Genomic DNA, 20510 nt, shown 5'->3' with positions numbered 1-20510 from the left:
CGCCGCGGCTTGCACCGCCACACCTGGCTTGGTTGGGTAGCGCGGAGCCTGGGGGTTTCGCGGGCGCCCAGGCCCTAGGCTGCGCTTATAGCGCCTCGGGCCGCATTTGCGGGAAGAAGAGCACGTCTTGGATAGAGTGCGAGTTGGTCATAATCATGCTCAGGCGGTCGATGCCGATGCCCAGGCCCGCCGTGGGCGGCATGCCGTACTCCAGGGCGCGCAGGAAGTCCTCGTCGAGCACCATCGCCTCGGTGTCGCCGCGCTTGCCCAGCTCCAGCTGATCTTCGAAGCGCTGGCGCTGGTCGATAGGGTCGTTCAGCTCCGAGAAGGCGTTGCAGATTTCCTTGCCGTTGCAGATGGCCTCGAAGCGCTCCACCAGGCCAGGCCGGTCGCGGTGCTTCTTGGCCAGCGGCGACATCTCCACTGGGTAGTCGGTGATGAAAGTGGGCTGGATGAGCTTGGGCTCGACATGCTCGCCGAAAATCTCGTCGATGATTTTTGATTTGCCCATGCTCGGGTCGAGGTGCACGTGCAGCTTGTCGGCCACCGCGCGCAGGCCGGCTTCGTCCAGCTCGCCGATGGCTTCGCCGGTGTACTTCTCGATGGCCTCGAACATGGTGTAGCGCTGCCAGGGCCGCTGGAAGTTGATGAGGTTGTCGCCCACCTGCACCTCGGTTTTGCCGTGCAGGGCCAGGGCCACGCGCTCCACCATCTCCTCCACCAGGTCCATCATCCAGGCGTAGTCCTTGTAGGCCACGTACAGCTCCATCTGGGTGAACTCAGGGTTGTGAAACCGCGACATGCCCTCGTTGCGGAAGTCCTTGGAGAACTCGTACACGCCATCAAAGCCGCCCACAATCAGGCGCTTGAGGTACAGCTCGTTGGCAATGCGCAAGTACAGCGTCATGTCCAGCGTGTTGTGGTGCGTGGTGAAGGGCCGCGCCGCCGCGCCGCCGTAGAGCGGCTGCAAAATGGGCGTTTCCACCTCCAGGTAGCCCTTGTCGTTGAGGTAGTTGCGCATGGCCTGCACCAGCTGCGTGCGCTTGATGAAGGTGTCGCGCACCTGCGGGTTCACCACCATATCCACGTAGCGCTGGCGGTAGCGCTGCTCGGGGTCGGTGAAGGCGTCGTAAACCACTTTCTCGCCGGTGGCTTCGTCTATCTTTTCCTTCACCACCGGTAGCGGGCGCAGGGCCTTAGCCAGCAGCTTTAGCTCGGTGACGTGCACCGAGATTTCGCCCACCTGGGTTTTAAACACGTGGCCCTTCACGCCGATGAAGTCCCCTAGGTCGAGCAGTTTCTTAAAGACGTTGTTGTACAAGGTCTTGTCTTCGCCGGGGCAAATCTCGTCGCGGTTGACGTAGAGCTGAATGCGGCCCGACGAGTCCATCAGCTCGGCAAACGAGGCCTTGCCCATCACGCGCACCGACATAAGGCGGCCGGCCAGCGCCACCTCCTGGAAGTTGTTCAGCTCGGGGTGGTAGTTGTCCAGAATCTCCTGGGCCGAGAAATTGACATCGAATAGCTCCGACGGGTAGGGCTCAATGCCCAGGGCGCGCAGCTCGTTGAGCTTGTGGCGGCGCAGTTGTTCTTGTTCGCTAAGGACCACAGATTTAACTGATTTAACGGATTTCGCAGATACGCCCCGCTGGTGCGAGGCTGACTATGCTTATGGCGCGGGCTTATTGAGGAATGCGCCTGGTTATGGAGTAGTTGCAGCATTCTCCTAGGCATCCTGTAGACTCCCTACCAGTAAGCGAGCCGCAAAAGTACGTGTAAAAAAAGGCCACCCCGAAGCGAGGTGGCCTTTAATACAAACTGCGTAGCCGGCTTGTCAAGCCAAGCATATCGGCGCAATCCGTTGAATCTGTTAAATCTGCGATTTAAGCGGCCATGCGCAGCTCGGGCGTGGGCTCGGCGCCCAGCAGGGTAGGCTGCACGCGGGTGCGCAGGCGCTCCTGCACGAAGCCACCCTGCAAGTGCAACGGCAGCTCGCGCACCAACTGCTCGTAGCGCGCCAGCCCTAGGGCCTTGGCCACGTAGGTTTCGTGCACGCCGTTGAGGTAGCTCACAATGTTGAGCAGCGAGGTGTGGAAGAGGCGGAAGTCGATGTCGGCCTCCACGTAGCGCTCAATCTCGCGGCTGGTTTGCGAGATGCGCAGGCGGCCCAGCAAATCGAAGATGGTGGTGTAGCCCAGGCGCCAGGTAATCTGCTGCCAGTGGCTGGCGGTCCACTTATCGAGCGGGCGGCCGGTTTTCTGGCTCCGAATGGCGGTATTGGGGTTGGCTTGCACCTGCTGGCGCACGCCAATGGCGCGCTGCTTGCGCGTAGTGCGCAAAAACTGGCCAATCTGGGCCTGCGCATCAATCTCCTGCGCCGCAATGTGCAGCCCCGCCTTGTAGCCGGCCAGCGGCAGGCGGTGGATGCTGAAGTCACCGTAGGCCCCGGCGGCGTAGAATGATACCGGGCGTGGGTAAGCGTTCTTCACCACCAGCCGGCCCACCTCGCGGCGCACCACCTGCGCATTGGTGGTGCGCACGCCGGTGGTGTACAAAAAGGCCTGCAGGCCCGACAGGATGGTGTGGTAGGCCTGCGGGAAGGTCCAGTGCAGGGCGTTGCGCAGGAAGTTCTCATCGCCCAGCTCGGCGGTGGCGCGCAGGGCGTACTCGGTACTCCAGCAGGTGTGCAGCAGCTTGGTGAGGGCGGCCACGTCGGCGTCGCCCAGCTCGGCTTGGTGCTGGCGGAAGTACGGCAAGTTGCCCAGGCCGCCCTGGGGGGCGCCGGCCTCGTCCTGCAAATGGTAGTTGATAGCGAAGAAGTAGTTGAGAAACACCTGCGCCGGAATGCTGCGGCGCCAGGTTTCGTCGGCCTGGCGCTGCTGCTCCTGCTCCTCGGGCGTGAGCATGGCTTCCGCCAGGGTCGAGGTGCTCTCCACGGGGGCCGAATACATTTCGGCCGGGATGAGCGGAATAATGCGGGCTTCGGGTTTCGTCGTCATACCAGGATAACACCTAGGCCAAGGTTTTTAGTTCTTGTTTGCTAAAAATAATCGCAGATTTAACGGATTTAACGGATGGCGTAGATACGCCGCTGGCGCGGCTGGCTACGCGGTTTTGGGCGTGGCTGAGCCTAGGGCCGCCCGACGCGGGAAAGGGAGAAAGGTATGGCTATTTGCTAAAGTGAATGGCTAAAAAAAGAGCCACCCCTAAAGGTGGCTCTTGCTACTCGCTCGCAAAGCGGCGTATCCGTTAAATCCGCTTAGTTTGCGGTCTGGTCCTTCACCACGTTCACGGCCTCGTTCACGGTCAGGTCCTTGTTGAGGCCTCTGGTGAAGCGCATGGCGCGGCTGATGTTGGTCGTGTCGCTGCCCAGGGCCTGGCGGTCGGCGGCCAGGGGCTGGATGGTGAGGGGCTTAGCTGCCTTCTGGATGGTGTCGTACTTGTCCGACTCTTCCTTGAGCTGGTGCTGCGAGGCGCGGTAAGTGGTCAGCTTCAGCGACACTACCGTTTCGTCCTTGCGCTTGCGCAGGGTTTGCACAATCTCAGCCAGCTGCTGGAAGGCCGGGTTGGCCGCCACGCGGGCTTTGCTGTTGGCTTCGAGCTTGGCGTAGTTGGGCTGGTCGTCCCAGGGGCGGTAGCTGGCGGGCTTAATCTCGTCCCACTTCAGCGGGTAGTCCGACTCTTTCTCGCCCCGGTCGAGGTAGGAGAGGGCGTCGGGAAGCACGATGTCGGAGGCCACGCCCTTGAACTGGGTCGAGCCGCCCGTCACGCGGTAAAACTTCTGCATCGTGAACTTCAGCGAGCCGAAGGGCTTCAGCGAGTTCAGCTCGGTAGGCAACGTTTCGTCGAGGTCGATGATGCGCTGCACCGTGCCCTTGCCGTAGGTGCTGGTCGAGCCCATAATCACGCCGCGCTTGTAGTCCTGAATGGCGGCCGCCAAAATCTCGGAGGCCGAGGCGCTGTAGCGGTTCACCAGCACCACCAGCGGGCCGGTGTATTGCACCCTAGGGTCCTTGTCGTTCAGCACGTTGGTAATGCCCTGGCTGGTGCGCACCTGCACCATGGGGCCGCTGGGCATAAAGAGGCCCGCCATTTCCACGGCGTCGTTGAGCGAGCCGCCGCCGTTGTTACGCAAGTCGAAGATGACGCCCTTTACGCCCTCGGCGTTCAGCTTGGCCAGCTCCTTCTTCACGTCTTCGGCCGACGAGCGCCCACCGTTGTCGTTGAAGTCGGCGTAGAACGTCGGCAGGCGCAGGTAGCCGATTTTCACGCCGCTCGGGTCGTTAATCACCGCCGACTGGGCGTAGGTTTCGGCCACCACCACCACGTCGCGCACGATGGGAATAACCTTGGTCGAGCCGTCGGGCCGCTTCACCGTCAGGCGCACTTCCGAGCCCTTCTTGCCCCGAATGAGCGTCACGGCCTTGTTGGTGTGCCAGCCCTCGATGCTCACGGGCTCGGCCGCGCCCTGGGCCACGCGCAAGATGGCGTCGCCTTTTTTCAACTCGCCCTGGCGGTACGAGGCCGAGCCGGGCACGATGTCATCAATGTAAATCAGGCCATCCTTCTCGCGCAGCGTGGCCCCGATGCCCTCGAAGCGGCCGGTGAGCTGAATATCGAACTCCTCCTTGTCCCGAGGGGCAAAATACTCGGTGTGCGGGTCGTAGGTGTTGGCGATGACGTTGGCGTAGCTGGTTAGCACCTCGCTGGCGTCGGGCTGGTCGGCAAACTGCTCGTCGTAGAACTTAAGCACGCGCTTGCGGGCTTCCTCCTCCATCTGGGCGGGGGTGCGGTCGGGCTCGGCCGTGGCGGGCTCTTTGCTGAGGCTGGCTACCCGGCTGCGGTCGTGGCGCTTGTCCTGCTCGTCCATCATCTCGGCCACGCGCACCAGGGTCTCGTATTTCAGCAGCTTGCGCCACTGCTCGCGCTGGTCGGCGGCGTTGGTCGGGAAGGTCGCCTTCTCCCAGTCGCTCTGGAAAGTTTCCTCGTTGTCGAAGGTGAAGGGCTTGGCCAGCAACTCGTGGGCGAGCGCCTGCATCTGCTTGGTGCGCTCGGCCATCAGCTTGGTGCTGAGGTCCAGAAACTCGTGGGTGCCGCGCTTGGTTTCGTCGTCAATATCAGTCTGATACTTCATCAGCTGCGCGATGTCGGACTGCAGCAAAAACTTCTTGCGGTAATCTAGGCGCTTGAGTGAGAGGTCGAACACGCGCTTGCTAAAGGCATCGTCGATGCGCTCGGGCTGGTAGTGCGCCTGGGTGAGGCCCTGCACGATGGTGCCCACCAGCACCTGCTCTTTGCCGGGCACGGCTTCGGGCCCGCTGCGTTGGTAAAACCGGTACGACGCCAACCCAAACACGGCAGTTACCAGGCCGGCGTAGGTGCTAATTTTGAGGCGGGAAGGAGACATTCGGAAGGGAGAGAGTAAGAAAGTCAAATGTAGGGGCCGCGCGCAACAAGAACTATCGCCCCGGCCAACATACGAGAAAAACACCGACTAGGCGCGGAATAGTGCCGCCCAAAACCCCTGGTTGGTCGGTAAAGTATGGCTGCTTATACGGAATTACCCGCAAAAGAGTAGCCCGGCCCAGCCGGCCCCTATTTTTGGGTTCCTTCACGCCCCGCTACCCTGCCGCCTATGCCCGCCACTGCCACCGCCGCCCGCGCTGCCCTGTTGGGTTTGGCCGTGGGCGATGCCCTAGGGGTGCCCGTCGAGTTTGCGAGCCGCGAAGCCCGCCGCCGCGACCCGGTGCTCGGCCTGCGCGCCTACGGCACCCATCACCAGCCCGCCGGCACCTGGTCCGACGATTCTTCGCTCACCTTTTGCCTAACCGAAACCCTGGCCCGCTCCGGTGGCCTGGCCGGCGCGCCCGACCTGGCCGACTTCGCCCGCCGGGCCATCAACTGGCTGGATAACGCCTACTGGACGGCCACCGGCGAAACCTTCGACGTGGGCAATGCCACCCGCGCGGCCATCGACCGCCTGCGCCGGGGCACGCCGCCCACCCAGGCCGGCCCCCGCTCCGAGCACGACAATGGCAACGGGGCGCTCATGCGCATCCTGCCCCTGGCTTTTCACCGTGCCTGGCAGGCCGCGCCCCTGGACCTGGCTGCTGCCTGGGCGCTCACCGAAGCTGTGGCGTGCGTCACGCACGGCCATCCGCGCTCCACGCTGGGCTGCTTCTTGTACCTGCTGGTGGCCCGCGGGCTGCTGCAGGGCCTAGGGCCGGCCGAGGCCTACGCGCAGCTGCGGGCGCTGGCCAACGAGTGGCTGCAGACGCAGGCAAAGGCACCGGTATTTTATGAGTGGCCCAAGTATGGCCGCGTGCTCGACGGCAGCCTGCCCATGCTGCCCGAAAGCGAAATCAGCTCTAGCGGCTACGTGGTGCATACTCTGGAGGCAGCCCTGTGGTGCCTGCTGCGCCACGATAATTACCCCGCTACCGTGCTGGCCGCCGTGAACCTGGGCGACGATACCGACACCACCGGCGCGGTAGCCGGCGGCCTGGCGGGCCTGGCCTACGGCGAGGCCGGCATTCCGGCCGAGTGGCGGGCCGGGCTGGCCCGCCGCCCCGATATTGAGGCGCTGGCCGAACGGTTGGCCCACGCCGCCACGACCTAGGGCGTGGCTACCCAAGCGGCCGGAAAAGCAGTGGGGCCGCGCCGGCAGTCGTGAACAACTGCTGGCGCGGCCCCGTGGATTGGTGCTGGTGGCCCTAGGCGGGCTGCGGACTGGCGGCCGACGAGGCCAGGGTCAGCGTCAGGCCCAGGGTGCGGAGCTGCTCGTTGGCTTGCTGCTGCGTGAGGTGGCCGAGCACGTACTGGGTCAGCACCTGCAGCTCGGGCGGAGTGTAGGCGGTGCGCGCACGGCGGGCCAGTGCTTGGCGCACGGCCGTGGCGCGGGTCGTTTGCGATTCCATAAAAGAGAAGGGGTAGAGGGTAAAGTAGTAAAGAGCGAAAGGCAGCAGCAAAGTAAGCGGCCGGCCAGCACTCATGTAGCTACATTCGTTTTAAGTACGCCGGATTCTAGTTAAATGCCCTGCTTACCTAGCTGAAGAAGCGGGCGCGCTACCGCCGAGCTTAAACGCCCCTGCCCTCAGCCGGGCCCCTAGGGCCGCTAGTGTGGCCCCGCCGGGATGCGGGGCGCCCGAAAAAACGTATCAACCTGGCGGTTAAACTCCCCTGCGTGCTCCTGCAGCGTGGCGTGGCCGCTGTGGGGCACTATCCAGAGCCAGGCCCGCGGCAGGTGCCGGTAAATGGCCAGCGTGTGCGCCAGCGTAATCACGTCGTGGTCGCCGGCCACCACCAGCGCTGGGGCTCGCACCCTGCGCAGCGCCCCTAGGGGTACGTTGGGCTGAAACACGTCCAGCTTAAATACTTTCCACTCGTTGCGCTTAACCGGGTCGGTGAAGACGCGGTTTTTGTTTTCGAGGTAGCCGCGCTGCTGCTGCTGCCACAGCGCGGGCGTCAGGGCCAGCGAGTCGGGCGAAAAGTTGGCGCCCGTGGCCACCAGGCGCTTCACCTTTTCGGGGTGGCGCAAAGCCAGCAGCACCGCCCCAATGCCGCCGTCGCTCCAGCCCAGCACGTAGGCCGAGTCGAGGCGCAGGTGGGTGAGCAGGGCGGCAAAGTCGTCGGCCAGCTGCTCGAAGCTCAGCGAGTCGGCCGGGTCGGCCGAGCGGCCGTGGGCGCGGCTGTCCACGGCGATGACGCGGTAGTGGTGGGCCACGAAGTAGGGGATGTTCTGTTGAAAATCGCCCATGCTGCCCCCGTTGCCGTGCAGCAGCAGCAGCGGCGGGCCCGCCCCGTAGCTCTCGTAGTACAGCCGGATGCCGCGCACCGCCGCGTAGTGGCCGGCCGCCGGGTTGTGGCCGTAGGGCACGGGCTGCCCCAGGGCCGCCCGCCCGGCCAGCAGCAGAGCCAGCCAAAAAAGAACGTGTTTCATAGCGCGTTAGCTTTCACCAAAAGCTTGTCCCAAAGCTAAGCCAGGGCCCGGCCGGTTTGGCAGGGCCTCCGCGGGTACGTCAGCTTGCACCCCGGCGGCCAACGACGGGTAGCTAACGGGCGCGGCCCCTAGGGCAGCCGGACCAGCCAGCTGCCCTAGGGGCCGCGCGTTCGTTTTGGGCGAGCGCAGCGGGGGCAACCCGGTTAGTCGCCCAGCGCCTCTTGCAGGGTCATGCGCTCGCGCCGCTCGGCGCGGCTGCTGGTGCGCAGGCTGTCCACCAGCAGGTTGCTGATGTATTCGGCCGACTCGCCCTCGGCAAAGCCCATGGCCTGGGCCAGGCGCGTGGCCTGGGTGGCCAGCTGCAGGTAGCGCGGCCGCAGCGTGCTGGCCGGCTCAAAGGCCTCGGGCTCCAGGCCCCGGTCGCCCATCTCCTGAATCAGGCGCGTGAGGCGTTGCAATAAAATAGTAAGCTCAGATTTGGTTCGTTGCGTAGCGGATGGTACCATAGAGAGAAGTAAATAGACTAAAAAAAGGCAGATGGTGAGTGAGTTAGGCGTTAGGTTATTCTTGAGGTAAAAGTAAGAAATAGCGCTTTAAACTCGGCTATTGGCTGCCGTTTTTTCGCTCCCAAAAAAGCCCCTGCCCGCCGCCGCCAGGTAGGGGCGCGGCGGCGGGCAGGGGCTGGGCCAGGGTAGGCGCGGGCCGGGGTGACTGGGGTGCCGCTGGCGGGGCCTAGGGCCTGGGCTGCGGCGTGAGGACGCGGGTGGGCTACTGCGCCAGGACTACTTGCAGGGGCTGCTGGTCGGCCACGTCTTCGCTGCCGACCTTGAGCACCACGTCGCCGGCCTTAAGCGGGCCGAATACCTGCACCTGGCCGTTGTTTTCGTCGCCCACCTGCACGTCTACCAGCGCGGTGCGCCCGCCCGCCACCCGAATGACGTAGGTGCGCTCGGAGGTGGTGACCACGGCCGTTTTGGGCACGAACAGGCTGCTCTGGGGCCGGGTGATGGGAATGTTGGCCGAGGCAAACATGCCGGGCTTTAGCTCCTCCTGCGGGTTGGGAATGTCGATTTCGACCTGCTCGGAGCGCGTGGCGGCCTGCACGCTGCCCGCCAGCCGGTTGATGCGGCCGGTGAAGGTGCGGCCGGGATACGACTTGACCGTGAACTGCACCGGGCTGCCCGGCCGCAAGTCGGCCACGTAGGCTTCGGGCACGGCCACGCGCAGGCGCAGCCGGCTTAGTTGCCGCAGCCGCAGCAGGGGCAGCGCGCCGGGCGTGCCCGCGCCCACGGCCGCGCCGGGCGAGATGTTGCGCTCGGTGATGACGCCGGCGAAGGGCGCGGTGAGGTGCAGGTAGGCCCTCATTTGGGCGGCGGCGCGGTAGTGGGCGCGGGCGGCCAGCACGTTGAGGCTGTCGGAGGTGGCCTGGGCGCGGGTTTGGTCGAGCTGCAAGGGCGACACGGCGCCGGCCGTGCGGGCCGTTTGGCGCAGGCGGCGGTAGGTGCCCCGGCTGGCTTGAAACACAGCCTCGGCGGCCCGTTGCTTGGACTGGGCCTCGTTGAGGGCCGCCGTTATTTCGGGGGCGTCGAGGTCGGCCAGCACCTGGCCCTGGCGCACGTGCGAGCCAATATCGACATAGAGCTTCTTGACGTAGCCCCCCACGCGGGGCAGGATGTCGGTTTGGTAATAGCTTTCCAGCTCGCCGGGCAAGCTCAGCGACTGCGCTGGCTGGCTGGCCGTTACGCGCACGGCCGCGGGGCGGCTGGCCGCCGGGGCGGCGGTGGGTGCGTCGGGGCCAGTGGCGGCGTCCGCCGACGAATCGGACGACGAGCAGCCGGCCAGCACGGCCGCGCCCAGCAGTAGGCCAGTGAAAGAAAGAGAGCGGGAAAGCATAACGAAGAGAGATTATAGACTAGGTGTTTGGTGGTGGCCCGTTACACCAAGCTCCTGCTTGGTGCCTCGTTGAGCAACTTGTTCTGGCGGCGCACCAAGCCGGAGCTTGGTGTTACGGGCCTTTTAGTGCGCCACCAGCTCGCGCTCGGCGGTGGGCACGGCGGCCCCGTCGTAGGTGGCGCTGGCGGCATCGTCGGGGTCGAGCGAGACGGATACGAAGCTGGTTTTGCGCTGCACGGCGGCGAACACGACCGGCAAAATGAACAGGGCGGCCACCGTAGAAGCCAGCAGCCCACCAATGACGGCGCGGCCTAGGGGGGCGGTTTGCTCGCCGCTCTCGCCCAGGCCCGAGGCCATGGGCAGCATGCCGGCAATCATAGCCACCGAGGTCATGAGGATGGGGCGCAGGCGGGCGGCGCCGGCCACGCGGGCGGCGGCCACGGCGTCGCGGTAGCGCAGGCGCAGGCTCTCGGCGTTGGTGACGACCAGCACGGCGTTGGCCACCGACACGCCCACCGACATGATGAGGCCCATATACGACTGCAGGTTCAGGGTTTGGCCCGTGGCTAGCAGCAGCGCCAGCGAGCCCGCCAGCACGGCCGGCACCGTCACGAGCACCACCCCGGCTACTTTAAACGACTGGTAGTTGGCGGCCAGTAGCAGGAAAATGACCACGATGGCCAGCCCTAGGCCGGCTTGCAGGCTGCTGAGCGTTTCTTGCAGCAGCTGGGCCAGGCCGCGCATCGTCACCACCGTGCCCTTGGGCGGCGTGCCCAGGTGGTCGATGGCGCGCTGCACGGCTTTGGTGGCCGTGCCCAGGTCGCGGCCCGCAATGTTGGCCGATACCGTGACGATGCGGCGCGGGCCGATGCGGTCGTACTCGCCGGGCACGGTGGTGGTGCGCAGGGTGGCCACGTCGCCCAGGGTGGGGCGCAGCTGGCCCGGCACCAGCGGAATGTTCAGCATGTCGGCCTTCGAGTTCATATCGCGGGCCGCCAGCTGCACCTGCACCTGGTACGAGAAGCCCTTGCTTTGGTCGAGCCACAAGTTCTTGGCCGTGAAGCGGCTGCTGCTGGTGGCGGCCACCAGCGAGCGCGAAATCTGGTCGGGCGTGAGGCCAAACTGGGCGGCGCGCGCGCGGTCAATCTGCACCTGCACGGTGGGGTAGCTCAGGGGCTGGTTGATGCGCACGTCGCGCAGGTACGGAATGCGCCGTAGGCTGGCCACCAGGCGCTCGGCGTAGGCCTCGCCCTCGCCCAGGTCTTTGCCGCCCACCAGCACCTCAATGGGCGTTTGGGCGCCCTGGCTCATGATTTTGTCGGTCAGCTCAATGGGCTCGAAGCTGAGCTGCACGTCGGGCACCTGCCGGGCCACGGCCTGGCGAATCCGGTCCTTGAGCGCGTCGAGGTTCTGGACGTGGTAGTGCTCGGCCAGGTTCACTTGCAGGTCGGCCTCGTGGGGGCCGGCGTTGAACACGTAGAGCGCGCTGGTGCCGTAGCTGCTGGGCGTCATGCCCACGAAGGCCGAGGTGATGGCCACGTTCTGCGGCCCTACCAGCTGGTTGATGATGTTGATTATCTGTTTGGTGCGCGCCTCGGTGCGCTCGAGGCGCAGGCCCTGCGGCGCCACGATGCGCACCTGAAACTGCTTGGAGTGCGTGATTTTGGGCATCATGTCCTGCCCAATGAAGTAGAAGCACAGCCCCACCGTGGCGGCGCACACCGTGCCGTACACTGCCAGCACCAGGGCCCGGCGGGCCAGCAGCTTATCCAGCAGGCGCAGGTAGCCCAGCTTCACCCGCTCGAAGCCGTCCACCTTTTCGGGGTGGGTGGTTTCGTAGGCTTCTTCTTGGTGCTCCGTGCTTTCGGACAAGTCAGGCAAAATGCTAGCAGCGTGCGGCGCGGCGTGCGCGTGGCCCTTCAGCCACCAGTTGGCCACCACCGGCACGAAGGTTTGCGAGAGCAGATACGAGACGATGATGGAGAAGCCCACCGACAGCGAAAGCGGAATAAACATGCCCCTAGGCACCCCCGTCATCAGAAAGGAGGGCGCGAACACGGCCAGGATGCTGAGCGTGATGAGCAGCAGCGGAAACGACACCTCCTGGCTGGCGTCGAGGATGGCGCGGGCCTTGGGCTTGCCCATTTCCAGGTGCTGGTGAATGTTCTCAATCACCACCGTGGCCTGGTCAACCAGGATGCCGATGGCCAGCGACAGCCCCGAGAGCGTCATCAAATTGATGGTTTGCCCGGTGAGCTGCAGGAGCAGGATGGCGGCCAGAATGGAGGCCGGAATGGTGAGAATAACGATGAGCGACGAGCGCAAGTCGCGCAGAAACAGCAGCACCACCAGGCCGGTGAGCAGCGCCCCCAGGCCCCCCTCGAAGGCCAGGCTGTGCACGGCCTGCGTCACGTACACCGACTGGTCGAACTCGTAGCTCAGGTGGATGTTGTCGGGCAGCAGGGCCTGCATTTCGGGCAGCTTGGCGCGCAGGGCCGCCACCACGCTCATGGTGGAGGCGTCGGCCGACTTGGTGACGGGGATGTAGACCGAGCGCTTGCCGTTGATGAGGGCGTAGCCCACGGGCGTATCGGTGGCGTCTTCCACCCGCGCCACGTCGCGGATAAACACGGTGGGCCCCACGCCTTGGCGCAGCGGAATATTGAGGAAATCCGGCACCTGGTTGATGGTGGTGTTGCTGGGCGTCAGCACGGTGTAGTTGCCCATGCTCACGGCGCCGGCCGGCGACACCTGGTTGCTGCGCACGATGGCCGCCACAATCTCGTCGGGCGTGAGCTGGTAGCTTTTCATGCGCTCGGGGTCGACGCGCACCACGATGGTGCGCTCGTTGCCGCCGAAGGGCGAGGGCGCCGAGGCCCCCGGAATCTGCGAAAACAGGGGGCGCACCCGCGTCGAAGCCAGGTCCTGCATCTGCCCTAAGGTGGCGGTGCTGCTGCTAAACACCAGCTCGCCCACCGGCAGCGACGAGGCATCGAAGCGCACCACGATGGGCGGCACCGTGCCGGGCGGGAAGTAGTTGAGTACCCGGCTCACCTGCGAGGCCACCTCGCCGGCCGCCTGGGCCATGTTGGTATCTTCGTAAAACGTGCACTTGACCAAGCACAGACCCTGGATGTTCTTCACCTCCACGTTCTTAATGCCCGACACGTAGAGCATCTGGTTTTGGTAGCGCGTGGCGATGAAGCCCTCCATCTGGGCCGGCGTCATGCCGCCGTAGGGCTGGGCAATGTAGATGGTGGGCAGGTTGAGCCGCGGAAAAATATCCACCGGAATGCGCGTGAGGGCCAGCCCCGCAAACACGAGGATGCTCAGCAGGGCCACCACTACGGCAATGGGTTTAGTAAGCGCGGCTTTTAACATGATAATGGCAGGTTTAGTAGCTTATAATGGAACGTCATGCTTCGACTCCGCTGCGCTGCGCTCAGCATGACCGCCTCTTTTCATTTATAGTAGCCCTAGGGTAGCTGGCTGGTAAACTCGCCTAGGTCGCCGCTGGTGGCGGCGCGCAGCACTAGGGCGCGCCACACGTTGCTGGTGGCAATGGCCTGGTCGGTTTCGGCCCGGTTGAGCACCAGCGTGGCTTGCGTGAGCACCACCAGGTTGTCGAGGCCGGCGTTGTAGCGGGCCTGGGCCTGGGTGTAGGCCCGCTGGGCGGCGTCGAGCTGGGCGGGCGCGGCCAAGGCGCTTTGCTGGGCCAGCTCGAGCTGCAGGCGGGCATTTTGCTGCTCGGTGCGCAGCTGCAGGGCCTGCTGGCTGTAGTCGGCGCGGGCCTGCTCGGAGCGGGCCAGCTGGGCGGTGGCGGCCCGGTGGCTGTGAATCAACTCGGTGAGGCGCCAGGTCAGGGCCGCCCCCACGGCGTAGTTATACACCTTGAAGGGCAGGCCCGCCCCTAGGCCGGGGTCGATGGCGTAGGTGCCGTCGGGGCGGGCGGCGCTGGCCGCGCCCGAGCCCCGGCCCCAGGTGGCGCCCACCACCGACAGCGTGGGCCGGTTGCCGGCGGCCAGGGCGCGGGCCAGCGCGTCGCTGGTGGCCACGCGCCGCTGGTAGGCCAGCAGGGTAGGGTGGCGCAGCAGGCTGCCGGTATCGGCGGCGGCGGGCAAGGCGGGCAGGCGCGTAAAAAACCGGGTGGAGTCGGTGAGGGTGAAGGACTGGGTGGGCACGCCCAGCAAACCCGCCAGGCGCACGCGCTGCTGCTCGGCCTGCTGGCGGCTGGCCAGCACCTGCAGCCGGGCCCGCGCCGCCTCGGCGTTGGCCGTCGAGCTGTCGATGCCCGCCTGAATGCCCGCCCGCGTGCCGGCCAGCACAATGCGGCGCAGGGCCAGCGAGCGTTGCAGGTTGGCGGCTTGCAGGGCCACGGTTTTTTGGGCGGCCAGGGCCAGCAGGTAGGCGTCGGCCACCTGCACCTGGTGGGTAAACAGCTCCTGGTCGTAGGCGGCCTGGGCCTCGCTCACGCTGGCCTCGGCCCGCTGCACGTCGGCCCGGTAGCGGCCAAACGTGACGGCCGGCCAGTCGATGTAGAGCATGCCCTGGCTGGCCCACGAGGCCTGGTAGCTGGTATAGTCGCGCACCCCCGACACGTTGGGCCCCACGCCGCCCAGCAGCGCGCCGCGGGCTTGGTTGCTGGTGCCATCCAGGGCCTGCGCCTGGGCCGTGAGCTGGGGTAGGTAGTTGGCGCGCACGGTGCGCACGTCGGCCGCGGCGGCGGCCACGCCGGCCTGCCGGGCCCGCAGCGCGGGGTAGTTGGTGCGGGCCAGCTGCAGGGCCTGGGGGAGGGTGAGCGGTGCGGCCCCCTGGCCCCAGCCCGCGAGCGGCAGCCCCAGCCACCCCACCAAAAACAAACGGAATACGCGCATGATGCCGCAAAGCTCCCCCGGCGGTATTAACCTGGCATTAGCAGTAGATTAGAAGTTATTAGAATGGCCCCACCCCCGGCACTAGTGGCAGCTCTACTTCAGCCACGGTGCCGCCGCCGGGCCTGGGGCGCAGCCACAGCTGGCCCTGGTGCAGCTGCACAATCTCGCGCGCCAGCGTCAGGCCGATGCCGAAGCCGCTGATGTGCTGCACGTTGCTGCCGCGGGTGAGGGGCTGGTAAATGCGCTCGGCGTCGGCCGGCACGATGCCAATGCCCTGGTCGGCGATGGTGAGGCGAATGGCCTGGTCGGTGTGCATTTCGAGGCCTAGGGCCACCGGCTGGCCGCCCGAGTACTTGCAGGCGTTGTCCACCAGGTTGGTGAGGGCGGTGCGCAGCAGGTGCCGGTTGCCCAGCAGGGTGGGGGCGGCGGCCTGCTGCTGCACGCCTTCGCCCACCGCCAGGGCCAGGCGCTGGCCCGGCCGCTGATGCTGCACGGTATCAATGACGTCGAGCAGCACGTCCATCACTTCCAGCGGCTGGCGCTCGAGGCGAGTGCCTAGGCCCTCCAGCCGGGCCAAGTGCAGCAGCCCGTTGGCCAGGGCCGTGAGCTTATCCAGCTCCTGGGCCGCCTGGCGCATGCCCTCGCGCAGGCTGGCGGCGTCGGCGTCGTAGGTGAGCGAGGTTTCCAGCCAACCCTTAATGGTGGTGAGCGGGGTGCGCAGCTCGTGCGAGGCCTGGGCAATGAACGCCTGCTGGCTTTGGGCCAGCGCCTCCTGGCGGGCCAGCAAGTCGTTGAAGGCCTGGGCCAGCACCCCGGCTTCGTCGTGCGGGTGCAGCGGGCGCAGCCGGAAGGTGCGGGCCGCCCCCGGCCGCCGCAGCTGCCCAATCAGCCGGTCGAAGGGCAACAGCGCCCAGCGCGCAAACAGCAGCCCTAGGCCTACCACCACCACCACGGCCCCCAGGTAGCCCGAGAGCAGCGTCCACCACAGCGTGCGCTGCCGCTCCAGGCCCGTTTGGTCGTAGGCCGTTACCAGGGCCACGTAGGTGCCCGGCTGGCCGGCCCGGCGGTAGGCCAGGGCCACGCCCGCCTTGTCGTAGGCGTGGCCAGGGCTGGCAAACTCAAACGCCACCTGGCACTGCTGCCGGGCCTGGGCCAGCAGGGCCGGGGTAGGCTGAAAATCACCGGAGTTGTCGCTGGCGTAAAGCGGCTGGTTAACTGGGCCGTATACGTAGCCGGCCTGCTCGGGCAGGGTAGCCAGCGCCTGCGCCACTCGGCTGTCGTCCAGCACCTGGTTCATGAGCGCCACCTTGCGCACTAGCCGCTGCCGAAAGGCCTGCTCCCGAAACTCGGCGTAGTTTACGTACACGTAGCCCGAAAAAGCCAGCAGCAGCCCGCTCATCAGCCCCGCGAACCAAAGCAGTAGTTTATGGCGAATTTGCATTTTTAGCGAGGGGCAGTGAGCAATAAAGCCCGTCATGCTCATCTGGCGTCCGCTTGTCGAAGCATCTCTCCCGAACGATACCCTAGGGGCGTGGTAGAGATGCTTCGACAAGCGGACGCCAGATGAGCATGACCGCCTGTTTTACTCCCTGCTCCCTGTTCATTTATAGTTGCTAACGCTAGCCCTGCAGCAGGTAGCCCATGCCCACTACCGTGTGCAGCAGCTTCTGGTCGAAGTTCTTATCAATTTTTTTGCGCAGGTAGTTGATGTACACGTCGATAACGTTGGTGTTGGTGTCGAAGTGCAGGTCCCATACCTTTTCGGCAATGTCGATGCGGCTCACGGTCTTGCCCTTGTTTACGAGCAGGTATTCGAGCAGGGCGTACTCGCGGGTAGTCAGCTCGAGGCGCTGGCCGGCGCGGGTCACGGTGCGCGCGTCGGTGTCCATCACCAGGTCGGCCACTTGCAGCAGGGCGTGCTGGCCGGCGTAGGCGCTGCTGCGCCGCGCCAGCGCCCGAATGCGCAGCAGCAGCTCCCGAAACTCAAACGGCTTCACTAGGTAGTCGTCGGCGCCCGCCCCGAAGCCGCTTTCCTTGTCGGGCAGCCCATCCAGGGCCGTAAGCAGCAGCACCGCCTGGCGCGGCGAGTGGCGCTTGATGTAGCGGCACAGCTCAAAGCCGTTCAGGCCGGGCAGGTTCACGTCGAGCACTACCACGTCGTAGGGCTGCTGCGCAAACAGGCGCTGGCCCATCACCCCGTCGTAGGCCACCTTGATGTCGTAGCCCTCGGCGGCCACGCCCTTCTGAATAAAGGAGGCCAAACTGGCTTCGTCCTCAACCAGTAAAATCGTCATGCCGCAAAAGTCGGCCCACCAAGACGGTTATTGAATGAAGGCCCCTAGGGCTGGCGAGAAGCACCAGGGGCCGGTACGCCGCCCATTGGTGCAACGTGCGGGCAGCCCCCGCATCCTTGTTAGCCCAGCTTGGCCCCTAGGGCCCCGGCCGGCCCGGCAGCCCGGCGCCGCACTAAAGAGCTGGCCCTTACCTTCGCTGCTGTACAATTCCCACTTCTAGTATCATGAAAGGTTTCTTTTTGACGGCCCTGGCGGTTGGCGCGGTGTGCAGCCAGGTAGCTACCGCCCACAAGCCCCTGGCCAAGCCCGCGCCGCAGTCGCTCTTCGACGGCAAAACCACCAAGGGCTGGCACACCTACCTCAAGCCCACCGCCGAGCCCGCCTGGACGGCCGTTGATGGCACGCTCCGGCTCGACCCGAAGGCCCCCGGCCAGGGCGACCTGGTGACGGACAAGGAGTACGAGAACTTCGAGCTGGCCCTGGAGTGGAACATCTCGAAGGGCGGCAACAGCGGCATCATTTTCGGGGTGCACGAGGACCCGGCCTTCCACGCCACCTACGAAACGGGGGTGGAGATGCAGGTGCTCGACAACCAGGAAGCCGAGGACAACAAGAAGCCCACCCACCTGGCCGGCTCGCTCTACGACATGCTGGCCCCGGCCAAGGACGTGGCCAAGCCCGCCGGCCAGTGGAATGCCATTAAGCTGCGCAAGCAGAACGGCCACCTCACCTTCTTTATGAACGGCACCCAGACGGTGGACATCCAGATGGGCGGCCCCGAGTGGAACAAGCTGCTCGAAAACAGCAAGTTCAAGACCTGGAAAAACTTCGCCGCCTACCCCAAAGGTCACATCGCCTTGCAGGACCACAACCACGAAGTAGCGTTCCGCAACATCACCCTCACGCCGCTCTAGGAATAATAAGCCGCCCCTAGCGCGGCTTTTTTGCGGCAATTTGCTTAAACGTTTAAGCAGAGCGATTGACTTGTCGGCGGTGGGCAGTAACTTGCCAGGCCGCCGTTCATGGGTTGGCCCGTACACTCTTTTTCCCATCCCCTAAGTACCTGATGAGCACTTTTGAAATCAAGAAATCACCTACCGTTTACGACGCCATCATTGTGGGCTCGGGGGCGGGGGGCGGCATGGCGGGCTACGTGCTGGCCCACGCCGGCCTGAAGGTGCTGATGCTGGAAGCCGGCCCGTTCTTCGACCCGGCCAAGGACGCGCAGCAGCTCAAGTTCCCCTACGAGTCGCCGCGCCGGGGCGCCTCCACGGTGCGGCCCTTCGGCGACTTCGACGCCGCCTACGGGGGCTGGGAGCTGGAGGGCGAGCCCTACACCACCGCCGAGGGCACGAAGTTCGACTGGTTTCGGGCCCGCATGCTGGGCGGGCGCACCAACCACTGGGGGCGCATTTCGTTGCGCATGGGCCCCAAGGATTTCAAGAGCCACGACATCGACGGCCTGACCGACGACTGGCCCATCACCTACGCCGACGTCAAGCCGTTCTACGACAAGGTTGACCGCCTGATTGGCATTTACGGCACCGTGGAGGGCCTAGAGAACGAGCCCGACGGCATCTTCCTGCCCCCGCCCAAGCCGCGCCTCAACGAGCTGTTTATCAAGCAGGGCGCCGAGAAAGCGGGCGTGAAGGTGATTCCGGGCCGCGGCTCGGTGCTGACGGAGGCCCTGCCGGGCAACAAGGACCGGGGCGCCTGCTTTTTCTGCGGGCAGTGCGGGCGCAGCTGCAAGGTATATGGCGACTTCTCGGCCTCGTCGTGCCTGGTGATTCCGGCCCTCAAAACCGGCAACCTCAAGGTGCTGCCCAACGCCATGGTGCGCGAGGTGCTGACCGGGCCCAACGGCTTGGCCACCGGCGTCTCGTACGTGGATAAGAACAACCTGCAAGAGTACCAGGTGAAGGGTAAAATGGTTATCCTAGGGGCCAGCGCCGGCGAAAGCGCCCGCCTGCTGCTCAACTCGGTATCGAGCCAGCACCCCGGCGGGCTGGCCAACAGCAGCGGCGTGGTGGGCCGCTACCTGCACGACTCGACCGGCGCCAGCGCGGGCGGCTTCCTGCCGCAGCTCATGGACCGCAAGCGCTACAACGAGGACGGCGTGGGCAGCGTGCACATCTACACGCCCTGGTGGCTGGATAACAAGAAGCTCGACTTCCCGCGCGGCTACCACATCGAGTACGGCGGGGGCATGAACATGCCCTCCTACGGCTTCGGGCGCGGCATCCAGAACCTGAACGGGCTGGTACCCGGCCGCGACGGCAAAATCAAGGAAGCGGGCGGCTTCGGCGCCTCGCTCAAGGACGATTACCGCCGCTTCTACGGCACGCAGGTGGGCATGGCGGGCCGCGGCACGGCCATTGCGCGCTACGACAACTACTGCGAAATCGACAAGGACGTGGTGGACAAGTATGGCATTCCGGTGCTCAAATTCCACTATAACTGGACCAGCGACGAAATCAAGCAGGCCAAGCACATGCAGGAAACCTTCCAGTCCATCATGCACGAGATGGGCGCCATCGTGACCTCAAAGCCGCACGGCGCCGACACCAACTACGGGCTGGAAGCGCCGGGCCGCATCATCCACGAGGTAGGTACGGTGCGCATGGGCGACGACCCCAAGAAGTCGGCTCTCAATAAGTGGTGCCAGGCCCACGACTGCAAAAACCTATTTGTGGTGGATGCCGCGCCGTTTGTGCAGCAGGGCGACAAAAACGCCACCTGGACCATCCTGGCCTTGGCCATGCGCACCAGCGAGTACATCCTAGACCAGCGCAAAAAGCTTTCCGTTTAAGTGCCCGCCTAGCCCTATTCTAGCCATGAAAAGACGCGAATCCCTCAAGGCCATCGGCCTTACGGCCCTCTCGACGGGGCTGCTGCTCGACGCCTGCAAAAGCGAGCCCGCCCAGCAAACCGAGCAGGCGGCCGTTATCGAAGCGCCCACCGAGACGGCCGGGCGCCAGGCGTTTGAATTAGAGCGCGACAAGAAGCTGCACGCCGAAACCTTCTTCACGCCCCACGAAATGGCCACCATCACGGTGCTGGCCGATATTATTATTCCCAAAGACGAGCACTCCGGCAGCGCCTCCGATGCCAAGGTGCCCGCCTTTATCGAGTTCATCGTCAAGGACATTCCCGAGCACCAGCTGCCCATGCGCGGGGGCCTGCGCTGGCTGGACTTGCAGTGCGCGGACCGCTACGGCCACGCCTTCGTGGACTGCCCGGCCCCGCAGCAGCTGGAAATGGTGACGGCCATTGCCTACCCGGCCAAGGCTAAGCCCGAGCTGAAGCAGGGCGTAAGCTTCTTCAATCGCATGCGCGACCTGACGGCCTCGGGTTTCTTCACCAGCAAAATCGGCATTGCCGATATTGGCTACGCCGGCAACGCGCCCAACCGCTGGACGGGCGTGCCCGCAGACGTGCTGAAGCAGTACGGCATGGAAAACGTGACTGTATAGCGCCGGCTGCTACTGGCAAATCAGCCCTAGGGCACCC

The 20510-nt window shown here is 65.2% G+C and carries 15 protein-coding genes; 4 read left to right on the top strand and 11 right to left on the bottom strand.

The window, feature by feature from the left end; all coding sequences use genetic code 11:
• Positions 1-85: 85 nt before the first annotated feature.
• The 3 genes from lysS to HHL22_RS04050 form a co-directional block, all read right to left on the bottom strand.
• Positions 86-1609: a lysine--tRNA ligase gene (gene lysS, locus HHL22_RS04060; protein ID WP_169529677.1), complete on the bottom strand. Its 1524-nt coding sequence runs from the start codon at positions 1607-1609 to the stop codon at positions 86-88.
• 274 nt (positions 1610-1883) lie between these two features.
• Complete coding sequence (locus tag HHL22_RS04055; RefSeq protein ID WP_241737961.1) at positions 1884-2999, bottom strand: hypothetical protein; 1116 nt, start codon at positions 2997-2999, stop codon at positions 1884-1886.
• A gap of 260 nt (positions 3000-3259) precedes the next feature.
• Positions 3260-5407, bottom strand: coding sequence for a carboxy terminal-processing peptidase (locus HHL22_RS04050; RefSeq protein WP_169529676.1), 2148 nt, complete (start codon positions 5405-5407; stop codon positions 3260-3262).
• 228 nt (positions 5408-5635) lie between these two features.
• On the opposite strand from HHL22_RS04050, the gene HHL22_RS04045 reads away from it, so the two are divergent.
• Positions 5636-6619 (top strand): ADP-ribosylglycohydrolase family protein, encoded by a 984-nt coding sequence (locus HHL22_RS04045; RefSeq protein WP_195809219.1) that lies wholly within the window; start codon positions 5636-5638, stop codon positions 6617-6619.
• A gap of 94 nt (positions 6620-6713) precedes the next feature.
• On the opposite strand, the gene HHL22_RS04040 is transcribed toward HHL22_RS04045, so the two are convergent.
• The 8 genes from HHL22_RS04040 to HHL22_RS04005 form a co-directional block, all read right to left on the bottom strand.
• Complete coding sequence (locus tag HHL22_RS04040; protein WP_169529675.1) at positions 6714-6917, bottom strand: hypothetical protein; 204 nt, start codon at positions 6915-6917, stop codon at positions 6714-6716.
• A 197-nt stretch (positions 6918-7114) separates the two neighbouring features.
• A complete protein-coding gene (locus tag HHL22_RS04035; RefSeq protein ID WP_169529674.1) occupies positions 7115-7939 on the bottom strand; it encodes an alpha/beta fold hydrolase in 825 nt (274 codons plus the stop codon).
• A gap of 203 nt (positions 7940-8142) precedes the next feature.
• Entirely contained in the window at positions 8143-8397 is a 255-nt protein-coding gene (locus HHL22_RS04030) for a hypothetical protein (protein WP_169529673.1), read from the bottom strand.
• A gap of 310 nt (positions 8398-8707) precedes the next feature.
• Positions 8708-9832, bottom strand: coding sequence for an efflux RND transporter periplasmic adaptor subunit (locus HHL22_RS04025; RefSeq protein WP_169529672.1), 1125 nt, complete (start codon positions 9830-9832; stop codon positions 8708-8710).
• A 123-nt stretch (positions 9833-9955) separates the two neighbouring features.
• On the bottom strand, positions 9956-13213 hold the full coding sequence (locus HHL22_RS04020) for an efflux RND transporter permease subunit (RefSeq protein ID WP_169529671.1): 3258 nt from the start codon (positions 13211-13213) through the stop codon (positions 9956-9958).
• 95 nt (positions 13214-13308) lie between these two features.
• A complete protein-coding gene (locus HHL22_RS04015) occupies positions 13309-14706 on the bottom strand; it encodes a TolC family protein (RefSeq protein ID WP_169529670.1) in 1398 nt (465 codons plus the stop codon).
• A 58-nt stretch (positions 14707-14764) separates the two neighbouring features.
• Positions 14765-16147: a sensor histidine kinase gene (locus tag HHL22_RS04010; protein WP_169529669.1), complete on the bottom strand. Its 1383-nt coding sequence runs from the start codon at positions 16145-16147 to the stop codon at positions 14765-14767.
• Positions 16148-16325: 178 nt separating this feature from the next.
• A complete protein-coding gene (locus HHL22_RS04005; protein ID WP_169529668.1) occupies positions 16326-17000 on the bottom strand; it encodes a response regulator transcription factor in 675 nt (224 codons plus the stop codon).
• 224 nt (positions 17001-17224) lie between these two features.
• Here HHL22_RS04005 and HHL22_RS04000 point away from each other — a divergent pair, with 224 nt between their 5' ends.
• The 3 genes from HHL22_RS04000 (at position 17225) to HHL22_RS03990 (ending at position 20473) form a co-directional block, all read left to right on the top strand.
• Positions 17225-17914, top strand: a complete 690-nt coding sequence (locus HHL22_RS04000; RefSeq protein ID WP_169529667.1) for a 3-keto-disaccharide hydrolase — start codon at positions 17225-17227, stop codon at positions 17912-17914.
• 152 nt (positions 17915-18066) lie between these two features.
• Positions 18067-19809, top strand: coding sequence for a GMC family oxidoreductase (locus tag HHL22_RS03995; protein WP_169529666.1), 1743 nt, complete (start codon positions 18067-18069; stop codon positions 19807-19809).
• A gap of 25 nt (positions 19810-19834) precedes the next feature.
• Positions 19835-20473 (top strand): gluconate 2-dehydrogenase subunit 3 family protein, encoded by a 639-nt coding sequence (locus tag HHL22_RS03990; RefSeq protein WP_169529665.1) that lies wholly within the window; start codon positions 19835-19837, stop codon positions 20471-20473.
• Positions 20474-20510: the final 37 nt, after the last annotated feature.

This window comes from Hymenobacter polaris (assembly GCF_012927305.1).
Lineage (GTDB): Bacteria > Bacteroidota > Bacteroidia > Cytophagales > Hymenobacteraceae > Hymenobacter > Hymenobacter polaris.
The sequence above is the reverse complement of the archived record's forward strand: the minus strand, read 5'-3'. Positions and strand labels throughout refer to the sequence as shown.